This is a genomic window from Pseudomonas psychrophila (assembly GCF_001043005.1).
GTDB classification, from domain to species: domain Bacteria; phylum Pseudomonadota; class Gammaproteobacteria; order Pseudomonadales; family Pseudomonadaceae; genus Aquipseudomonas; species Aquipseudomonas psychrophila.
The window spans coordinates 1-19537 of record NZ_JYKZ01000010.1; the positions used below are offsets into that span (position 1 = coordinate 1).

Consider the following 19537-nt stretch of genomic DNA (forward strand, 5'->3'; position numbering starts at 1 on the left):
TCTGTACCTTTGCAGCTACCCTTTGGGCAGGCTTGAGCGCGGTGCAAAACGCGTCTCAAGCCTGTAAATGTGTAAACGATGTACCCGGTTAGATGTGTAAAGGATGTACCGGTCTCTACAGTGAGGGTGCTTTGGCGTATTACTTATCCAGCTGATCCAGCGCTTCTTGCAGTTCCTTGCGCGATTCGGCCAGCTTGTTTTTACGCTTGTCGATTTTTTCCGGATCGCCTTTCTTCATGGCTTTGTCCAGATCAGCCTGGCGCTTGCTGACTTCGTGCTTGGCTTCCAGCACCTTGTTTTCGCGTTCCTTGCGCAGGCCTGCGTCAGTGCAGTGCTCGGTAACTTCACTCAGGGCTTTTTCCAGGCCAGCAACCTGATTGCTGTTGCCGTGGGCACGAGCCTGCTCAAGTTGCAGGGTGATGGCTTGTTTCTTGGCAGCGCAACCGGTGAGTTCCGGTGCTGCATCAGCGGCCATCAACGGGGCAGCCAGCAGGCCGCAAACAGTAAACAGGGCGAGCGGTGAAAGTAATTTCATAAATAGCTCCATGACAAAAGATGACAATAAAAATCCAGAAAACCGAAGTGCTGCAATGGCTGGGGTCGCTAGTCAAAACCGGCAATCCCGGCAGCACGTAAAACTTCGCTTAAAACCTGTACGTTCGGATCACGAAAAAACGCGCTCAATTGTGTAGCACGCCGGGCGCCAATGCCAGGATGTGCCTGCCAGTCCTGAGGGCTGCGTGCGATCAGTGCTTGCCACGACTGCCCCAAAGGCGCGCCACCTGTGGGGGGCAAGCCCAGTGCTTTTACCCAGCGCTCGAACGATTGGCGCCGTGCGCCGTACAAACTGTCGAGCAAGCGCTCGCTGCTGCGTTCGCCGAAGCCGGCAATGTTAGCAAGCTGTGCGGCATCCAGGGTCAACCAATCGAGCAAGTTGTGTATTCGTCCGCTCTGGACCAGCCGGTTCCAGGTTCCTGGCCCGACAAATGGCAGTGCTAATGCCTTTTTGCTGCTTAGCCATACCAAGCGCGCCAAAAACTGGCTTTCGCACCCGGGGGTCGGTTGCCAGCAGCTCAGGGCGTGGTAGTTATCGGGGTTGGGGACCTGTATTTCAATGCGTTCGCTGGCGCGTGACACCACGCTGTCCAGGCGTGGAATGGTCATGCCCGCCAGGCTGATGGCGACCTGATCACCGGCTCGTATATCCAGGGTTTGCCAGCGTTGCAGGGAGCCGGCACTAATGCGTTTGATCCGGCGGTCGTCGAGGCGCACCGGGGTCAGCTCCAGCATCGGCGTGATACGCCCGGTACGGCCGATGTTGAACGTGACCTTTCGCACCTCGCTCACTGCCTGGACATGAGGGTATTTCCAGGCGGCCGCCCAGTTCGGCGGTTTGGGTTGCCAGCGTTCGGCAGTCGGGCGCTGGCTTTGGCGTAGCACTACACCGTCGCTGGCAAAGGGCAATGCTGCGTTGTACCACTGCTCGCGCCACTGCCGGGCGTGTTCGAAATGCTCGATTGGCTGGCTGTAGGTCTGGCTGTCGGTAAACCCCAGGGCGCTCAGTTGGCTGAGCCGCTCGACTTGAGATGCTGGCCCCTGGGGCCAGTCCCAGACAAACAGGCCGATCCCTTGACCCTGCTCCGGGCTCATCCGGTTACGTGCCATAAGCCCGGCAACGGTGCTGCGGGCATTAACGCTGCCCTCCTTGGCCTGCACGTGACCTTGCAGGCGCCAATACAGCTCGCCTTGCAGCACGGTATCGAGCGGTTGCGGCAACTTGAGGGGAATGGAGGGGATGAGGCGGGCCGAATGGGTCCAGTCCTGCCCCTGCCGGCCATCGCCCCGGCTGATGACATGGATAAGTTGGCCTTGTTGATAGACCAGCGTTACGGCTACACCGTCGACCTTGGGCTGGATCCATAAGCCCTGGCGGCCTTCTATCCATTGTTTTACCGCCTTTTCATCGGCCAGCTTGGCCAGGCCGGTTTGCACCACCGGGTGCGGCACCGGGCCGCTGGACGTGCGTAGCGGGTTATCCGCAGGTGCATCGGGAAAGCAGCGCTGCCAGTGTTCAAGACGGTTACGCGACTGGTCGTAGGCTGCGTCGCTGACCTGGGAAATACCCTGGCGATGGTAGCTGTCGTCCCAGCGGTTGAGTTGTTGTTTCAGGGCCTGATAGTCAGCCTCGACAGGGCAGGTATCGGCCTGGGCGTTAAAGGTCAGAAGGGCGAGCGCAAGCCCGCTGAAAATACGTAGTGTGGCCAGCATCGTGAGCGTCCTTGCCCGGGGTGGACGCTTAAGGCTAGTGGAGGATTTTCGAGGCGCGACCCAGGAGGTTTGCCGGGTATTTCCAGAGGCACCTCTTGCGGCGGGACAAGGCTTTCCCCCGTTGATCCGGGTGCATAAAAAAGCCCCGAACAGTCACCTGTCCGGGGCTTTTGGTGCAGCCGTTTGACTTACAAACCAGCGGCAGCGCGCAGCTCTTCAGCGCGGTCGGTACGCTCCCACGTGAAGGTGGTGAAGGTATCGTCGCCAACAGTCTTGGTCTGCGGCGTGCGACCGAAGTGGCCGTAGGCTGCAGTTTCCTGATACATCGGGTGCAGCAGGTCAAGCATGGTGGTGATGGCGTATGGACGCAGGTCGAATACGTCACGTACCAGCTTGACGATTTTCTCGTCGGAGATTTTGCCAGTGCCAAAGGTGTTCAACGAAATCGAAGTCGGTTGAGCGACGCCAATAGCGTAGGAAACCTGGATCTCGCAGCGCTCAGCCAGGCCGGCCGCCACGATGTTTTTGGCCACGTAACGACCTGCATAAGCAGCCGAACGGTCAACCTTGGATGGATCTTTGCCCGAAAACGCGCCGCCGCCGTGACGGGCCATGCCGCCGTACGTGTCGACGATGATCTTGCGACCGGTCAGGCCGCAGTCGCCCACCGGGCCACCGATGATGAACTGGCCGGTCGGGTTGATGTGGAACTGGGTGTCCTTGTGCAGCAGCTCGGCTGGCAGCACGTGCTTGACGATCAGTTCCATCACGCCTTCGCGCAGGTCGGTGTACGACACTTCAGGGTTGTGCTGAGTCGACAGTACGATGGCGTCGATGGCTACAACCTTGCCGCCTTCGTAGCGGCACGTCACCTGGGACTTGGCGTCCGGACGCAACCAGGGCAGCAGGCCGGATTTACGGGCCTGGGCCTGACGCTGAACCAACTGGTGCGAGAAGGTGATCGGTGCTGGCATCAGCACGTCGGTCTCGTTGCTGGCGTAGCCGAACATCAGGCCCTGATCGCCTGCACCCTGATCTTCAGGCTTGGCACGGTCAACACCCTGGTTGATGTCAGGGGACTGCTTGCCGATGATGTTCATCACACCGCAGGTAGCACCGTCGAAGCCGACGTCGGAGCTGGTGTAGCCGATGTCGGTGATCACATCACGAACGATCTGTTCCAAGTCAACCCAGGCCGAAGTGGTGACTTCGCCCGCGATGATTGCTACGCCGGTTTTCACCAGAGTCTCGCACGCCACACGGGCGAACTTGTCTTCAGCAATGATGGCGTCCAGCACCGCGTCAGAAATCTGGTCGGCGATTTTGTCCGGATGCCCTTCAGACACGGACTCGGAGGTGAAAAGGGAGTATTCGCTCATCTCGACGGTTTCCTAATATTTACCGATGGTGAGTGTCGCCAGTTGGCCGCTGAAAGTGGCGGACCTGAAGCTGGAAACCATTACGTAAGCCTACATAGAGGCTTTCCCCGGGAACGAGTCCCGCAGCGGTGGCCCAATGGGCCAGATCATCTTGTTCAAAACCCAGCCATAAATCACCGCAAGCCTCGCGGGCCCACGCCTGATTATGGCTGCACAACTCTGTTATCAGCAGGCTGCCGCCCGGCTGCAGCAAGGTTGCCAGTTGCTGAAGTGCTTCGGCCGGTGCGGCGAAATGGTGCAGGACCATGTTCACGACAACGCAGTCGGCTTGCAGCTGTGCATCGTGTAACGCGTCGGCCAGGATCAGGCTGACGTTGTTCAGTGACTCGCGTTCACAGAGCTGGCGGGCCAGCCCAAGCATGACCGGGCTGTTGTCCAGCGCGGTGACCTGATGGAAGCGGCGAGCCAGGTCGGGCAAGAAACTGCCATCACCGGGGCCGACTTCCAGGGCCGTGGCCGCTGGGCTGAAGCTCAGTTTGTCGAGCAGCGTCAAAACGCTGTCCCGGTATTGCGGCAAGCCGGCGATCAAATCCTGTTGAGCGCGAAACTTCTCGGCTACGCGTGAGAAAAAGTCCTGACTGGCGGCTGCACGTTGTGCATGTACTGCGCTGATTCGCGCTTGTACATCGACGGGCAAGGTCAGGTTGTCGACCTCTTCCAGCAGTGCAGCGTGCAATTTTCCGCCAGGTTGCTCCGTGTGGGGCAGGGCACGGCGATAAAAAATCGCATTGCCTTCGCGCCGTGTTGCAACCAGCCTGGCTTGAGACAGCACCTTGAGGTGGTGACTCATGCCGGATTGGCCGGTGGCAAAAATCTGCGTCAGCTCCAGCACACCAAACGAATCGTTGGCCAACGCACGCAGCACGTTGAGTCGCAGCGGGTCTCCTCCAGCCTTGCACAAGGCAGAGAGCTCGTCGCTATCGTCATGGCGGATTGAAGGCGCGCGTAAGTTCATGGGGCCGCAGTCTAGTTACCCCGTTCAGCCCCCGCAAGTTCAATATCGAAAAGTTTTGATATTGGTCGATAAGTGGCGCGTTTGTCGGATGGTGTGTGCTTATTAACGAAACGAAATGTCCGATCCTTAACAGGTTGAACGGTTAAGCACAGGAAAAACGCCTCTTGCGACTATCTGTCATTGCCCCGAGGGCGTTGCCTGAGGGAAAATGCTCGCCTTTTTTCCGTTTCGATTTAACTTTCAATACCCAGGAGAACAGCGATGCCCAGCCGTCGTGAGCGTGCCAACGCCATTCGTGCACTCAGCATGGATGCCGTGCAAAAAGCCAACAGCGGCCATCCAGGTGCCCCTATGGGTATGGCGGATATCGCCGAAGTACTGTGGCGCGATTATCTGAAGCACAACCCGAGCAACCCTTCGTTCGCTGACCGTGACCGCTTCGTGCTGTCCAACGGCCACGGTTCGATGCTGATCTACTCGTTGCTGCACCTGACCGGCTATGACCTGTCGATCGACGACCTGAAAAACTTCCGCCAGCTGCACAGCCGTACCCCGGGCCACCCGGAGCTGGGCTACACGCCGGGCGTTGAAACCACCACTGGCCCGTTGGGTCAGGGCCTGGCCAACGCTGTGGGCTTTGCCCTGGCAGAAAAAGTCATGGGCGCGCAGTTCAACCGTCCTGGCCACAACGTAGTTGATCACCACACCTACGTGTTTCTGGGTGATGGCTGCATGATGGAAGGCATTTCCCACGAAGTTGGCTCGCTGGCCGGCACTCTGGGTCTGAGCAAGCTGATTGCGTTCTACGATGACAACGGCATCTCTATCGATGGTGAAGTTGAAGGCTGGTTCACCGACGACACGCCAAAGCGTTTTGAAGCCTACAACTGGCAAGTGATCCGCAACGTTGACGGTCACGACCCGGAAGAAATCAAGACCGCGATCGAAACCGCACGCAAAAGCGACCAGCCAACGCTGATCTGCTGCAAAACCACCATCGGTTTCGGCTCGCCGAACAAGCAGGGCAAGGAAGATTGCCACGGTGCTCCACTGGGCAACGACGAAATCGCCCTGACTCGCCAGGCCTTGAACTGGACCCACGGTCCATTTGAAATCCCGGCTGATATCTACGCCGAATGGGATGCCAAGCAAGCCGGTGCTGCAGCTGAGTCCGAGTGGGACAAGCGCTTCGCTGCCTATGCGGCCGAGTTCCCTGAGCTGGCTGGCGAGTTGTCCCGTCGCCTGAGCGGCAAACTGCCAGCTGACTTCGATGCCAAGGCTGCGGCCTACATCGCTGAAGTCGCAGCCAAAGGCGAAACCATCGCCAGCCGTAAAGCCAGCCAAAACGCCCTGAACGCTTTTGGCCCTCTGCTGCCAGAACTGCTGGGCGGCTCCGCTGACCTGGCCGGTTCCAACCTGACTATCTGGAAAGGCTGCAAAGGTGTTTCGGCTGAAGACGCCAGCGGTAACTACGTGTACTACGGCGTACGCGAGTTCGGCATGAGCGCCATCATGAACGGCGTTGCCCTGCACGGCGGCCTGGTGCCTTACGGCGCGACCTTCCTGATGTTTATGGAATACGCCCGCAACGCCATCCGCATGTCGGCCCTGATGAAGCAGCGCGTGATCTATGTGTTCACCCATGACTCCATCGGTCTGGGCGAAGACGGCCCGACGCACCAGCCGGTCGAGCAACTGACCAGCCTGCGTACCACGCCGAACCTGGACACCTGGCGCCCAGCCGATGCGGTGGAATCCGCAGCGGCCTGGAAGTTCGCCCTGGAGCGCAACGACGGCCCGTCCGCGTTGATCTTCTCGCGTCAGAACCTGAACCACCAAACCCGTGATGCTGGCCAGATTGCCGACATCAACCGTGGTGGTTACGTGCTCAAGGACTGTGCAGGCGAGCCTGAACTGATCCTGATCTCGGCCGGTTCCGAAGTGGGCCTGGCCGTTCAGGCTTACGAAGAGCTGACCAAGCAAGGCCGCAAAGTACGTGTTGTATCGATGCCATGCACCAGCGTGTACGAAGCTCAAGATGCAGGCTACAAGCAGTCGGTCCTGCCGCTGCAGGTTAGCGCCCGTATTGCGATCGAAGCGTCCCACGCGGACTACTGGTACAAGTACGTGGGCCTGGAAGGCCGCGTCATCGGCATGACCACCTACGGCGAGTCGGCGCCTGCGCCTGCCTTGTTCGAAGAGTTCGGTTTCACCCTGGAAAACATCCTGGGTCAGGCTGAAGAGTTGCTGGAAGACTAAGTAACAAAGTGGCTGCCCTATTCGCGAGCAGGCTCGCTCCCACTGGGACTATGTAGATCCCTGTGGGAGGGAGCCTGCTCGCGAAAGTGTGAAGGATTCACCTTGGTAATCGAGAACCCCATGCCTCAACCGCGTCCTTACAAAGTTGCACTCAATGGCTACGGCCGGATTGGTCGTTGCGTCTTGCGTGCGTTGTTGGAGCGAGGAGCGAATGCCGGGTTTGAAATTGTTGCACTCAATGATTTGGCCGACATGGCCAGTCTCGAATATTTGACGCGCTTCGACTCCACTCATGGCCGGTTCCCCGGCGAGATACGGATCGAAGGCGACTGCCTGCATATCAATGGCGACTGCGTGAAAGTGTTCCGCAGTGCCACCCCCGAAGGGATCGACTGGGCTGCCTTGGGTGTTGACCTGGTGCTGGAATGTTCCGGCGTCTATAACACCCGCGCCGACGGCCAGCGCTTCCTGGATGCCGGGGCTCCCCGCGTGCTGTTTTCGCAGCCGATGGCCAGTGACGCAGATGTCGACGCTACCATCGTCTACGGTGTTAACCAGCACAGCCTGACCGGCGAAGAGCGACTGGTGTCCAACGCTTCCTGCACAACCAACTGCGGCGTGCCACTCCTGCGTTTGCTGGATGAGGCGTTGGGTCTTGAGTACGTATCGATCACCACCATTCACTCGGCGATGAACGATCAGCCGGTGATTGATGCCTACCACCACGAAGATTTGCGTCGGACGCGCTCGGCGTTTCAGTCGGTCATTCCGGTGTCTACCGGCCTGGCTAAAGGTATTGAACGTCTGTTGCCGGAACTTGCCGGCCGAATTCAAGCCAAAGCGGTGCGGGTACCGACTTTGAATGTGTCGTGCCTGGATATCACCTTGACCACGGCACGGGACACGGATGCCGCGCACGTTAACCGAATACTGCGCGAGGCTGCCACCAGCGGCCCGCTCAAAGGCTTGTTGGCCTACACCGAGTTGCCCCACGCCAGCTGTGATTTCAACCATGACCCGCATTCGGCCATTGTCGATGCCAGCCAGACCCGCGTTTCCGGCCCCCGGCTGGTGAACCTGCTGGCCTGGTTCGACAACGAATGGGGTTTTGCCAATCGAATGATCGATGTGGCAGAGCACTATTTGCACGTTACTCACCCAAAACCCGCTCTCTAACATTAGAAACTCAGGAACTGCGACCCATGACCGTGTTGAAGATGACCGACCTCGATCTGCAAGGTAAGCGCGTACTGATCCGCGAAGACCTCAACGTCCCAGTCAAGGACGGTGTAGTCACCAGCGATGCGCGCATCCTTGCTTCGCTGCCGACCATCAAGCTGGCGTTGGAAAAAGGCGCAGCGGTTATGGTCTGCTCGCACCTGGGACGTCCGACTGAAGGCGAGTTCTCGGCTGAAAACAGCCTCAAGCCAGTAGCGGATTACTTGAGCAAGGCCCTGGGCCGCGAAGTGCCGTTGGTCAGCGACTACCTCAATGGCGTCGACGTTAAAGCGGGCGACATCGTGTTGTTCGAAAACGTGCGCTTCAACAAGGGCGAGAAGAAAAACGCCGACGAGCTGGCCCAGCAATACGCCGCCCTGTGCGACGTGTTTGTGATGGACGCGTTCGGTACCGCTCACCGCGCCGAGGGCTCGACCCACGGCGTGGCCAAGTTTGCCAAGGTTGCGGCTGCTGGCCCGTTGCTGGCTGCTGAACTGGACGCCCTGGGCAAGGCGCTGGGCGCCCCGGCCAAGCCGATGGCCGCTATCGTTGCCGGCTCCAAGGTGTCGACCAAGCTTGAAGTGCTCAACAGCCTGAGCCAGATCTGCGACCTGCTGATCGTGGGTGGCGGTATCGCCAATACTTTCCTGGCAGCTGCCGGTCACCCGGTAGGCAAATCGCTGTACGAGCCTGATCTGCTGGACACCGCTCGCGCTATCGCCGCCAAGGTCAATGTGCCTCTGCCGACTGACGTGGTCGTGGCCAAGGAGTTCGCTGAAAGCGCTGCTGCAACCGTCAAGCTGATCGCTGATGTGGCTGCCGACGACATGATTCTGGATATCGGCCCGCAAACCGCCGCGCATTTCGCCGAGCTGCTGAAGTCGTCAAAGACTATCCTGTGGAACGGCCCGGTGGGTGTGTTCGAGTTTGACCAGTTCGGGAATGGCACCAAAGTGCTGGCCCAGGCCATTGCTGACAGCGCGGCGTTCTCGATTGCGGGTGGCGGCGACACGCTGGCGGCTATCGACAAGTACGGTATTGCCGATCAGATTTCCTACATCTCCACCGGCGGTGGTGCATTCCTTGAATTCGTCGAAGGCAAGGTACTGCCTGCCGTCGAAATTCTGGAAAGCCGCGCCAAAGCCTGAAGGTGTTTCAGGCCCTGAAAGGAAGCATGGACATGGTCAAGTTGTTACCGCTGTTGATGATCGTGGGCTTTTTGGCCGGTTGCGCCAGTTCGGGCAAGCCGACGCCCGAGGCTGCAACCCCTGAAGAGAGTGGTTGCTACCAGGCAGACTGGCAGGCGCAAAGCGTTCCACTGGTCAATAAACGCTCAGGTCCTGAAGCACTGGAAAAATACGAGTCGCCCAAGGCTTCACAAGAGCGTGGGTGCCCTTGATTTGATATGCGGTCTACTGGTGGGAGCGAGCCTGCTCGCGAAGACTTAAGCGCGATGAGGCACATATACCGAATTGCCTGCATCGCGAGCAGGCTCGCTCCCACCTTTAGGTCGAGCAGTTATAGCTGGAGCTGTATCGTTTCAGCTAAATCGGATTGGCAGAATGGGGCACAACCCCCGATCTGCAATAACTTGAATAGCAGCCGCCGCTACGGCAGGCTTGCACGATTAACGACCCTTGTCCGGGAGAGACACTCACAATGGCACTTATCAGCATGCGCCAGATGTTGGACCACGCCGCCGAATTCGGCTACGGCGTTCCAGCCTTCAACGTCAACAACCTTGAGCAGATGCGCGCCATCATGGAAGCCGCTGACAAGACCGACTCCCCGGTGATCGTTCAGGCTTCGGCCGGTGCGCGCAAGTACGCAGGTGCTCCATTCCTGCGTCACCTGATCCTGGCTGCAATCGAAGAATTCCCGCATATCCCGGTGTGCATGCACCAGGACCACGGCACCAGCCCTGACGTGTGCCAGCGCTCGATCCAACTGGGCTTCAGCTCGGTCATGATGGACGGCTCGCTGGGCGAAGACGGCAAAACCCCAACCGACTACGACTACAACGTTCGCGTTACTCAGCAAACCGTAGCGCTGGCGCACGCTTGCGGTGTATCGGTAGAAGGCGAGCTGGGTTGCCTGGGTTCGCTTGAAACCGGCATGGCTGGCGAAGAAGACGGCATCGGCGCAGAAGGCATTCTGGATCACAGCCAGATGCTGACCGACCCGGAAGAAGCGGCTGACTTCGTCAAGCGCACTCAGGTGGATGCCCTGGCCATTGCCATCGGTACTTCCCACGGCGCTTACAAGTTCACCAAGCCACCTACTGGCGACGTGTTGGCGATCGACCGTATCAAAGAGATCCACAAGCGTATCCCGAACACTCACCTGGTGATGCACGGCTCGTCCTCTGTTCCTCAAGAGTGGCTGGCGATCATCAACGAGTTCGGTGGCGACATCAAAGAAACCTACGGTGTGCCGGTTGAAGAAATCGTTGAAGGCATCAAGCACGGCGTGCGCAAGGTCAACATCGACACCGACCTGCGCCTGGCATCGACTGGTGCCATGCGTCGCCTGATGGCGACCAACCCGAGCGAATTCGACCCGCGCAAGTTCTTCGGCGCAACCGTAACGGCCATGCGTGACGTGTGTATCGCTCGTTACGAAGCCTTCGGTACTGCTGGTAACGCTTCGCGGATCAAACCGATCTCCCTGGAAGCCATGTACCAGCGTTACCTCAAAGGTGAGCTGAACGCCAAGGTCAACTAAGACCGGCGCGTACAAAAAAGCCCGCAGCGATGCGGGCTTTTTTGTGGGCGCGATGTTCATGCGGATCGGTGGATATGCTCCGGATCGACGCCATTTGCCCTGAGCAGCGCATCTACCAGCGAGCGGGACATTTCGACCGAGTGCACCAGGGACCACACCAGTCCGCGCTCTATTCCGCTGGCCAGCGCAGTGATTTCATCCGACACCTCTTCTGCGCTCTTGAGCATGAGCGAGACATGGGACAAGGCCTCTACCGCCCGAACATCAGGCAGCACGCCAAAGGGAGATCGAGGGCCGGTCTTGTGTGCCAGAGTAGGTTTGAGGCTGTCGAGGGAGACTGGCGGAGCCTGGAGCAGAACGTCGAGAATGCGCCGGGTAGCGTCATCGTGCTGATGATCATCGCGTTCTACGCGCGCGGGTTTTGGATCGTCGTGCGTCGTCTTTTTCATGTCGGTTCCACGGGGATCATCGGCGACTGGTGAAGATAGCCCTGCGACTTTCCGGGCTGCAAGCGGCGCTTGTGGGCATCAGGTTTTCTCGGAAGCGTCTGGCTTATTACAGTGTAAAAGTCTGACATGGGCGCCTTGAGGGTGAATTCGCTACACTGACGCACTTTTACGCTGTGCGTTGACGCCCCATGACCGTTCTCAAGTACCTCCAGGCCTACCCCCAGAACTTGCAAGAGCAAGTGCGCCAATTGATTGAACGCGATCAGTTGGGCAGCTACCTGAGTGAACGCTACCCGCAGCGTCATGCGGTGCAAAGTGACAAGGCGCTGTACACCTACGCGCTGGAACTCAAGCAGGAATACCTGCGCAACGCGCCGTCCTTCGACAAGGTGCTGTTTGATAACAAGCTCGACCTGACGCACCGTGCGCTGGGTTTGCATACCGCTATCTCGCGGGTTCAGGGCGGCAAGCTCAAGGCCAAAAAAGAATTGCGCGTAGCGTCGTTGTTCAAGGAGGCGGCGCCCGAATTCCTGAAGATGATCGTGGTTCACGAACTGGCGCATCTCAAGGAGTCAGACCACAACAAGGCTTTTTACAAACTGTGCGAGCACATGCTGCCGGGTTATCACCAGTTGGAGTTTGACCTGCGGGTGTACCTGACGTGGCGTGACTTGGCAGGAAAACCCCAACCCTGAACCCGTTCCCACAGAAAGCCAGCAATCATCCGCATCAGGAGTTCTGAATGGAAGTCAGCAAAACCAAAAGCAGCTTTTACCGGCGCTTGTACGTGGCCTGGTTAATCGATAGCCAGATTGCCAGCAGTGTGCCCGCTCTGACCGAGGTAACCGGCATGCCGCGCCGTACCGCGCAGGACACCATCGCGGCGCTGGCTGATCTGGATATCGTCTGTGAGTTCGAACAACAGGATGGTGCCCGCAACCATGCGGGGCGCTATCAGATTCACAGTTGGGGCCCAGTCGATAAAACCTGGATCGGTGAGCATCTGGTGCAGATCAAACAGGTGCTGGGTTATCCCTGAGGCGTGAGGCGCATGCCGATGTGCGGGATGTCATCTTCAAGATAGATTTCGCCTTCGGCGCGAAACCCGTGTTGCTCATAAAACGGCTGCAAGTGCGCCTGGGCGGACAAGAACACGGGCTGCCCCGACCAGTAATCTTCAATGCTTTCCAGGGCCTTCTCGATCAGGGTATGCCCCAGCTTTTGTCCGCGACCTTCAGGGGCAATGATCACGCGGCCAATCACTACGTCGCCGCCCTGGGATTCAGGGTCGAGCAGGCGCGCATATGCCACCAGCTGATCGTCCTGCCAACCCATCAGGTGCAACGTATCCCCGGTCAGGTCTTGCCCGTCGACGTCCTGATAGGCGCATTTCTGCTCGGCAACAAATACCTTTGAGCGTAATTCCAGAATGGCGTAGAGCTGTTCTTTGCCAAGGTCGTTGTGATGTTTGCAGAGCCAGTCAGTGGTCACGGTCTTGTCCTTGTTGGAGAGGTGATTAGCCGATAGTAGGCGTGATGCTGACTGGCGCCAAGTTCTAAGGTGCCTTGACCAAATGCGCCGCCAGGGTGCGCAACGGTCCGAGTTGACGGCAAATCAGCGCCAGCTGGGTTTGCACCAAACGCTGGTTCTCATCGATCTCGTCAGGCATCTGCTCAAGCTCGCTGGCCAGTGCCTCTTCATCATCACTCTGTACCGCCACCGCCTGCTTGGAAGCCAGGCCCTGTGCAATCTGGTCGATGCTGTCGGCAATCCTGCGTCCGGCCCCCTCGATCAACTGTTCGCGTACTTCCCCGGGCAACTCGGTGTCGCGGTGGGCGCCCAGGCCTGACAAATAACTGAGCAAGGTGTGCGACAGCACCAAAAAGCGGAAACCCATGTCGGCATCCTTACGGAAATGCCCAGGCTCCATCAGCATGTTGGCCAGCGTGGTCGACAGCGCCGCATCGGCGTTGTGGGCGTTACGGCGAGCGAGTCGATAGGCCAGATTGTCGCTTTTACCTTGTGCGTATTGCTGCATGATCTGGCGCAAATACTGGCTGTTGCAGCTCAGGGTATTGGCCAGCACCTGATTCAGGCGACGGCCCTGCCAGTCAGGCAAGAACAGGAACACCGCGGCAGCCGCAATTACGCTGCCCACCAAGGTATCGAACAGTCGTGGCAGGAACAGCCCATAACCGTCGCCCACCTGGTTGAAGCAAAACAGGATCATCAGGGTGATGGCGGCTGTGCTCAAGGTGTAGCGCGTGGTGCGGTTGATAAAGAACACCACCCCGGCCACCACGGCAAACATCGACTGCACCAGCGGGTTGGGGAACAGATCGAACAGCGCCCAGCCTACGGCCAGACCGATGGCCGTGCCGATGATGCGCTGGCTGAACTTGCGTCGGGTGGCGCCGTAGCTCGGCTGGCACACGAACAGCGTGGTGAGGATGATCCAGTAACCCTGGCTCGGGTGAATCCAGTGCACCATCGCAAAACCGATGCTCAGTGCCAAAGGCAAGCGCAAGGCGTGGCGAAAGATCAGCGACGTGGGTGTGAGGTGCTGACGCAGGCGCGACCAGACATCCTTGAGGTTGCGTGGCGAGCGGTCCAGCAAGCTGCTGTCGGTGGCATCCGCGAGGGTGTCGGGGTTGCTTGCGTCGCTCAACAAACGGTCGAGAGTCCCCAGGTTGGCAGCCAGCGCCCGCAGTGAACGCAGCAGCCCGCGCCAGGCCGGGTTGCTCTGAATACGCAAGTGCTCGAGGGAAGCGTGCAGGTCGCTCAGGGCCTCGGCAAAGCTGTCGTCATAGACAAACGGCTGGCGCAGCTTGATCGACTCCGACAGGCGCTGGCAGGCCACGCCTTGCTGGCGCAGCAGGCGTTGGCAACGAAACATCACGTCACTGTGGAAAAAGGCGTCGGCCAGGGCGTTGTAGGGGTAGTGCGAGGAGCTGGCGCGCTCGTGGATGTCCTGTGCCAGGAAGTACAGCTTGAGGTAGCGGCTGAGCTTGGAACCCGGTCGGGAGTTGCCGACCCGGTGCAGAATGATTTCTTTGGCAGTGTTCAGCGCGGCCACCACTCGACCGTTTTGTCGCGCCAGCTCCAGTCGGCCCGCTTCGACATCCAGCTTGCGGATAGGCTCGAACAGCGAGGACTTTATCTTCAGGTATAGGCCCAGCTCCCAGAACAACCGCGCCAGGCTTTGCTGCACCGGCTGGTTGGAAAACAGCGCCTGCCACAGGACCGACAGCATCCCGTACCAGGCCGCCCCCGCCACCAGCAGCAAGGGCTCGTGCCAGAAATTGGTGACTTCGCCACCACGCTGGTCGACGCCAATCATGGTGTACACGGCCAGAATCAGCGTGGCCGAAGCAATCGCCCCGTAGCGCTCGCCCAGCGCCCCGAGCATGGTCAAGCCGAAGCTCGCCAGCGCAAGCGCGCAGACCATTAACCAGGGATAGGGGAAGAGCAGTTCGACACTGAGCGCCGAGGCGGTGAAGCACACCAGCGTTACCAGTAAAGCGTTGAGCCGGCCTTGCCAACTGTCATCGGTCTCCGACAGCGCGCTGGCGATAATCCCCAAAAACAACGGGATCAGCAGCGACATTTCATCCTGATACCAGCAGAAAGCCATGCTGCCGGTCAGGGCGACAAACACCCGGACGCTGTAACTGAACTTGTCCAGTGCCCACAAGCGGCGCAGGGAATGCTGAAAGCTTTTCGATGACATGGAGGGGCGGTGCCTGGCTCGTGATTCGCTAACTTGAGCCAGATAAGACGACAGCGCAATGGCACTGTCACATCGAACACAAAATATTTTTAAAGCAGGCCCTGTAGCCGCTGCCGCAGGAAAACTTTAACCGTGGGAGCGAGCCTGCTCGCGAAGGTCGTTCGCGAGCAGGCTCGCTCCCACAAGAGCGGATTGACCGGCAAAAGAGTATCTACAGGGGGCAGGTCAGACGTACTGCGCCGCCGCATACCCCGAAGCCCATGCCCACTGAAAGTTGAATCCACCCAGGTGGCCGCTCACATCCAGCACTTCGCCCACAAAGTACAAGCCGGAGCTTTTCAGCGATTCCATGGTCTTGGAGGACACTTCACGGGTATCGACCCCGCCCAGGGTCACTTCAGCGGTGCGGTAGCCTTCGGTGCCAGCCGGTATCACTTTCCAGTTCGCCAGTTTGTCAGCCACGAGCGCCAGTTCACCCGGGGTGTACTGCTTCATGGGCTTGGACTCGAACCAGTGCTCGGCCAGCAGGTTGGCCATCTTCTTGGTGAAAATTTCACCGAGCAGAGTTTTCAGTTCGCTGTTGGGGCGTTCTGCCTGTTGGGTCTGCAACCAGCTCAGCGCATCGAGGTCGGGTAGCAGGTTGATTTCAACCGTGTCGCCCGTATTCCAGAACGACGAAATCTGCAAAATCGCCGGTCCGCTTAACCCCCGATGGGTAAACAGGATATTTTCCCGAAAGCTCTGATCGTTGCAGCTCACCAGGCAGTCGACTGACGTGCCTGAGAGTTCGGTGCAGATCTCTTTGAGCTGGTCGGTGATGGTGAATGGCACCAGGCCTGCCCGGGTGGCCAGCAAAGTGTGGCCAAACTGCTTGGCGATTTGATAGCCAAAGCCGGTGGCGCCGAGAGTCGGGATCGACAGCCCGCCGGTAGCGACCACCAGCGACTGGCAGTCAATCGGGCCCAGCGTCGTGTTGAGGCTGTAGCCGTTGTCGGTTTTTTCGATCTGCTCAACCGAGGTGTCCAGGTGCAGGCTGACGCCTGCTTGCTGGCACTCTTGCAGAAGCATTTCGAGAATGTCACTGGATTTGTTATCGCAGAACAGTTGGCCGAGTTTCTTCTCGTGATACGGCACGCCGTGTTTGGCGACCATCTCGATAAAGTCCCACTGGGTGTAGCGGGCCAGGGCCGACTTGCAGAAGTGCGGGTTCTGCGACAGGAAATTGTTGGGTTCGGTGTACATGTTGGTGAAGTTGCAGCGGCCACCGCCCGACATCAGGATCTTTTTGCCCGCCTTGTTGGCGTGGTCGATGAGCATGACCTTGCGCCCACGGCCGGCAGCCGTCAGCGCGCACATCAAACCTGCGGCGCCAGCGCCAATAATCACAACGTCGGTAGAGCGCAAAGCGGTGTCCTCACAAAATTTATAGTCAATCCAAACCTAATGTGGGAGCGGGCTTGCTCGCGATTGCAGCACCCCGGTGATTCAGCTGAACCGAGTTGTTTGCATCGCGGGCAAGCCCGCTCCCACATGTGATCGCCAGTGTTCAGGCGATCGCTTACAAAACCCGAACGCGCAGTACGCGGCCTTTGATTTTGCCTTCGCTCAAGCGCTGGGCAGCCTGTTTGGCCACGGTGCGGTCAACGGCCACGTAGGCCTGGAAGTCAAAGATCGCGATCTTGCCAACTTGGGCGCCGGGGATGCCAGCGTCGCCCGTCAGTGCACCCAGAATGTCGCCCGGACGAACCTTGTCTTTACGACCGGCACCGATCACCAGTGTGCTCATGGCCGGCAGCAACGGTGCGCCGCCCTGGGAGGTCAGGGTGTCCAGAGTTTCCCAGTTCAACGGAGCTTTTTGCAGCAGCTCAATGGCTTGGGCGCGGTGGGCTTCGGACGGAGCAACCAGGCTGATCGCAACCCCTTTTTCACCCGCACGACCGGTACGGCCAACACGGTGAATGTGGATTTCCGAATCACGGGCCAGCTCAACGTTGAGCACCATGTCCAGCGCGTCGATGTCCAGACCACGGGCCGCTACGTCGGTGGCAACCAGTACTGAAGTCGAGCGGTTGGCAAACATCGCCAGCACCTGGTCACGGTCGCGCTGTTCCAGGTCGCCATGCAGGCCAACAGCCGAAATGCCTTTGGACGTCAGATGGTCAACGGTTTCCTGAACCTGCTGCTTGGTGAAGCAGAACGCGACGCACGATTGCGGGCGGAAATGGCCCAGAACCTTGGTCACAGCGCTCATGCGCTCTTCAGGCGAGATTTCGTAGAAACGCTGCTCGATCTGGCTATCAGTGTGCAGCGCCTCGGCTTTTACTTGCTGAGGGTTGCGCATGAACTTGGACGACAGTTGCTTGATACCGGCCGGGTAGGTGGCCGAGAACAGCAGGGTCTGGCGACGCTCCGGGGTTTTGACAATGATGTCTTCGATGGCGTCATAGAAGCCCATGTCCAGCATGCGGTCAGCTTCGTCCAGTACCAGGGTGTTCAAACCATCCAGTACCAGCGAGCCTTTGCGCAAATGCTGCTGAATACGGCCAGGTGTGCCGACGATGATGTGCGCGCCGTGCTCCAGCGAACCGATTTGCGGGCCGAACGACACGCCGCCACACAGGGTCAGCACTTTGATGTTGTCTTCAGCGCGGGCCAGACGGCGAATTTCCTTGGCAACCTGGTCAGCCAGTTCGCGGGTCGGGCAGATCACGAGGGCCTGGCAGCCGAAGAAGCGCGGGTTGATCGGGTTCAGCAGGCCGATGCCGAAGGCGGCTGTCTTGCCGCTGCCGGTCTTCGCCTGAGCGATCAGATCCATGCCTTTGAGGATCACCGGCAAGCTCTGCGCCTGAATCGGCGTCATCTGGGCATAACCGAGGGAGTCGAGGTTAGCCAGCATGGCGGCGGACAGAGGCAGAGTGTTAAAAGCGGTGGCAATGGTGGTCACGAGACTGGCCTGCAAAACAAAATGTCGCGCAGTGTACCAGTCCCATAGCATTTGCCTGAACATTCTGGACGAGATGTCATCCAGTTCTGGTTAAAAAGTCACTTAATGTTCCAGCTCGTGCTCCGAATTGGCCTTGGGTTTACGTCCGTCTTGTGGTGACAATTGCAGGAAAATCGCCGCTGCCAGCATCGCCATGATACCGACTGTCAGGAAGGTCAGCTGGAAGGCACCGAGTACGGTGTCCACCCCGTCGCTGCCGCCATCTCCTGTGAAACCGCCGAGCAATGCCCCGGCGCAGGCCACGCCCAGGCTCAAGGACAATTGCGCAACCACCGACAGCAAACTGTTGCCGCTGCTGGCGCTGGCGTCATCGAGGTCGATCAGGGTGACGGTATTCATTGCGGTGAATTGCAATGAGTTGATGGCCCCCAAAACGGCCAGCATGGCCAGCAACAGCGGGTAAGGCGTGTGTTCGGTGACCAGGCCCATGCTGGCCAGCATCAGGCCCAGGGCAAAGGTGTTGACCGTGAGTACCGTGCGATAACCTGCGCGTTCGATCAGAGGGCGGGCTATCCACTTGGCCAGCATGGCGGCTGCGGCCAGTGGCAGCATGCTCATCCCGGCTTGTGACGGCGAGTAGCCCAGCGCCACTTGCAGCAGCAGGGGCACCAGAAACGGCAGGGCTCCGCTGCCCAGGCGGGCAAACAGGTTGCCCAGAATCCCCACTGCAAAGGTTTTGGTTTTAAACAGCACCGGCGAGAACAGCGGGTTGCTGATATTGCCCGCCCGTAACCAGTAAGCGGCCAGGCACGCCATGCCGGCGAACAGCAGCAACATCACGCGCAAGTGCGGCATGTGCAACTCGCCCAGCCCCTCCATCGCAATGGTGATGAAAATCATCGCGGCGCCAAACAGCACAAAACCCAGGCCGTCGAAGCGGGTGCGTTCGCTGCCGCGCAAGTCTGGAATGAAGTGCCATACCGCCCAGCACCCGAGCATGCCCACCGGCAGGTTGATCAGAAAAATCCAGTGCCAGCTCAGGTATTGCACCATCCAGCCGCCCATGGTGGGACCGATCAGCGGACCGAGCAGGCCGGGGATGGTGATAAACCCCATGATCCGTACCAATTCCGAGCGTGGGTAAGCCTTGAGCACCACCAGCCGTCCGATGGGCAGCATCAACGCCCCGCCCAGTCCCTGGACGATCCGTGCGCCAATCAATTCGTTGAGGGTGTTGGACAACGCGCAGAGCAACGAGCCGAAGCTAAATAGCAGGATGGCGCTGAAGAAGATTTTCTTGGTCCCGAAGCGGTCGGCGATCCAGCCCGAAGCAGGAATCAGCAGGGCGACGGTAAGCATGTAGGCAACGATCACGCCTTGCATGCGCAGCGGGTTTTCTTTCAGATCGCTGGCCATGTCGGGCAGGGCAGTGTTGAGAATGGTGCCGTCGAGCGACTGCATGAAAAACGCGATGGCCACAACCCACGGCAACCAGCGCAGGGTTTCAGGACTCAGAACCGGGCGTACGGGCATAAGACCTCTTTTTTATGA

At 59.1% G+C, this 19537-nt stretch carries 17 protein-coding genes; 7 read left to right on the forward strand and 10 right to left on the reverse strand.

The window, feature by feature from the left end; translation table 11 throughout:
• Positions 1-139: 139 nt before the first annotated feature.
• The 4 genes from TU76_RS18595 to TU76_RS18610 all read right to left on the reverse strand — a co-directional run bounded on the left by TU76_RS18595 (position 140) and on the right by TU76_RS18610 (position 4662).
• On the reverse strand, positions 140-535 hold the full coding sequence (locus tag TU76_RS18595; protein WP_019827986.1) for a DUF1090 domain-containing protein: 396 nt from the start codon (positions 533-535) through the stop codon (positions 140-142).
• A 68-nt stretch (positions 536-603) separates the two neighbouring features.
• On the reverse strand, positions 604-2268 hold the full coding sequence (gene ligB / locus TU76_RS18600; RefSeq protein ID WP_048352300.1) for an NAD-dependent DNA ligase LigB: 1665 nt from the start codon (positions 2266-2268) through the stop codon (positions 604-606).
• A gap of 188 nt (positions 2269-2456) precedes the next feature.
• Positions 2457-3647 (reverse strand): methionine adenosyltransferase, encoded by a 1191-nt coding sequence (metK, locus tag TU76_RS18605; protein ID WP_019827984.1) that lies wholly within the window; start codon positions 3645-3647, stop codon positions 2457-2459.
• Between the two features lie 19 nt (positions 3648-3666).
• Positions 3667-4662 carry an ArsR/SmtB family transcription factor gene (locus tag TU76_RS18610; RefSeq protein ID WP_019827983.1) on the reverse strand — a complete coding sequence of 332 codons (996 nt, stop codon included), beginning with the start codon at positions 4660-4662 and terminating at the stop codon, positions 3667-3669.
• 261 nt (positions 4663-4923) lie between these two features.
• On the opposite strand from TU76_RS18610, the gene tkt reads away from it, so the two are divergent.
• The 5 genes from tkt to fba all read left to right on the forward strand — a co-directional run bounded on the left by tkt (position 4924) and on the right by fba (position 10863).
• Positions 4924-6921 carry a transketolase gene (gene tkt, locus TU76_RS18615; protein WP_048352301.1) on the forward strand — a complete coding sequence of 666 codons (1998 nt, stop codon included), beginning with the start codon at positions 4924-4926 and terminating at the stop codon, positions 6919-6921.
• Between the two features lie 120 nt (positions 6922-7041).
• Entirely contained in the window at positions 7042-8097 is a 1056-nt protein-coding gene (gene epd, locus TU76_RS18620) for an erythrose-4-phosphate dehydrogenase (RefSeq protein WP_019827978.1), read from the forward strand.
• Positions 8098-8123: 26 nt separating this feature from the next.
• Positions 8124-9287: a phosphoglycerate kinase gene (locus TU76_RS18625; RefSeq protein ID WP_019827977.1), complete on the forward strand. Its 1164-nt coding sequence runs from the start codon at positions 8124-8126 to the stop codon at positions 9285-9287.
• 32 nt (positions 9288-9319) lie between these two features.
• A complete protein-coding gene (locus TU76_RS18630) occupies positions 9320-9538 on the forward strand; it encodes a hypothetical protein (RefSeq protein WP_019827976.1) in 219 nt (72 codons plus the stop codon).
• Between the two features lie 260 nt (positions 9539-9798).
• Complete coding sequence (fba, locus tag TU76_RS18635) at positions 9799-10863, forward strand: class II fructose-bisphosphate aldolase (protein WP_019827974.1); 1065 nt, start codon at positions 9799-9801, stop codon at positions 10861-10863.
• Between the two features lie 56 nt (positions 10864-10919).
• Here the strand turns inward: fba and TU76_RS24885 are convergent, their stop codons facing one another.
• Positions 10920-11312 carry a hypothetical protein gene (locus tag TU76_RS24885; RefSeq protein WP_082113446.1) on the reverse strand — a complete coding sequence of 131 codons (393 nt, stop codon included), beginning with the start codon at positions 11310-11312 and terminating at the stop codon, positions 10920-10922.
• 188 nt (positions 11313-11500) lie between these two features.
• On the opposite strand from TU76_RS24885, the gene TU76_RS18645 reads away from it, so the two are divergent.
• Positions 11501-12007: a YgjP-like metallopeptidase domain-containing protein gene (locus TU76_RS18645; RefSeq protein ID WP_019827972.1), complete on the forward strand. Its 507-nt coding sequence runs from the start codon at positions 11501-11503 to the stop codon at positions 12005-12007.
• A gap of 47 nt (positions 12008-12054) precedes the next feature.
• Positions 12055-12351: a winged helix-turn-helix domain-containing protein gene (locus TU76_RS18650; protein WP_019827971.1), complete on the forward strand. Its 297-nt coding sequence runs from the start codon at positions 12055-12057 to the stop codon at positions 12349-12351.
• Here TU76_RS18650 and TU76_RS18655 read toward each other — a convergent pair.
• The 5 genes from TU76_RS18655 to mdtD form a co-directional block, all read right to left on the reverse strand.
• On the reverse strand, positions 12342-12803 hold the full coding sequence (locus tag TU76_RS18655; protein ID WP_019827970.1) for a GNAT family N-acetyltransferase: 462 nt from the start codon (positions 12801-12803) through the stop codon (positions 12342-12344). The genes TU76_RS18650 and TU76_RS18655 overlap by 10 nt on opposite strands.
• Before the next feature lie 64 nt (positions 12804-12867).
• Positions 12868-15042: a YccS family putative transporter gene (gene yccS / locus TU76_RS18660; RefSeq protein WP_019827967.1), complete on the reverse strand. Its 2175-nt coding sequence runs from the start codon at positions 15040-15042 to the stop codon at positions 12868-12870.
• A gap of 225 nt (positions 15043-15267) precedes the next feature.
• Positions 15268-16446: a BaiN/RdsA family NAD(P)/FAD-dependent oxidoreductase gene (locus tag TU76_RS18665; protein WP_019822919.1), complete on the reverse strand. Its 1179-nt coding sequence runs from the start codon at positions 16444-16446 to the stop codon at positions 15268-15270.
• 154 nt (positions 16447-16600) lie between these two features.
• Entirely contained in the window at positions 16601-17938 is a 1338-nt protein-coding gene (dbpA, locus tag TU76_RS18670; protein WP_231984215.1) for an ATP-dependent RNA helicase DbpA, read from the reverse strand.
• Positions 17939-18088: 150 nt separating this feature from the next.
• The gene (gene mdtD / locus TU76_RS18675) at positions 18089-19519 is read right to left on the reverse strand and encodes a multidrug transporter subunit MdtD (RefSeq protein WP_019822922.1); all 1431 of its coding nucleotides are present in this window, start codon (positions 19517-19519) and stop codon (positions 18089-18091) included.
• Between the last annotated feature and the right edge of the window lie 18 nt (positions 19520-19537).

Coding starts and splice junctions, on each gene's coding strand:
- TU76_RS18595 (WP_019827986.1), bottom strand. CDS start 535: ATGAAATTACTTTCACCGCTCGCCCTGTTTACTGTTTGCGGCCTGCTG.
- ligB (WP_048352300.1), bottom strand. CDS start 2,268: ATGCTGGCCACACTACGTATTTTCAGCGGGCTTGCGCTCGCCCTTCTG.
- metK (WP_019827984.1), bottom strand. CDS start 3,647: ATGAGCGAATACTCCCTTTTCACCTCCGAGTCCGTGTCTGAAGGGCAT.
- TU76_RS18610 (WP_019827983.1), bottom strand. CDS start 4,662: ATGAACTTACGCGCGCCTTCAATCCGCCATGACGATAGCGACGAGCTC.
- tkt (WP_048352301.1), top strand. CDS start 4,924: ATGCCCAGCCGTCGTGAGCGTGCCAACGCCATTCGTGCACTCAGCATG.
- epd (WP_019827978.1), top strand. CDS start 7,042: ATGCCTCAACCGCGTCCTTACAAAGTTGCACTCAATGGCTACGGCCGG.
- TU76_RS18625 (WP_019827977.1), top strand. CDS start 8,124: ATGACCGTGTTGAAGATGACCGACCTCGATCTGCAAGGTAAGCGCGTA.
- TU76_RS18630 (WP_019827976.1), top strand. CDS start 9,320: ATGGTCAAGTTGTTACCGCTGTTGATGATCGTGGGCTTTTTGGCCGGT.
- fba (WP_019827974.1), top strand. CDS start 9,799: ATGGCACTTATCAGCATGCGCCAGATGTTGGACCACGCCGCCGAATTC.
- TU76_RS24885 (WP_082113446.1), bottom strand. CDS start 11,312: ATGAAAAAGACGACGCACGACGATCCAAAACCCGCGCGCGTAGAACGC.
- TU76_RS18645 (WP_019827972.1), top strand. CDS start 11,501: ATGACCGTTCTCAAGTACCTCCAGGCCTACCCCCAGAACTTGCAAGAG.
- TU76_RS18650 (WP_019827971.1), top strand. CDS start 12,055: ATGGAAGTCAGCAAAACCAAAAGCAGCTTTTACCGGCGCTTGTACGTG.
- yccS (WP_019827967.1), bottom strand. CDS start 15,042: ATGTCATCGAAAAGCTTTCAGCATTCCCTGCGCCGCTTGTGGGCACTG.
- dbpA (WP_231984215.1), bottom strand. CDS start 17,938: ATGCTGGCTAACCTCGACTCCCTCGGTTATGCCCAGATGACGCCGATT.
- mdtD (WP_019822922.1), bottom strand. CDS start 19,519: ATGCCCGTACGCCCGGTTCTGAGTCCTGAAACCCTGCGCTGGTTGCCG.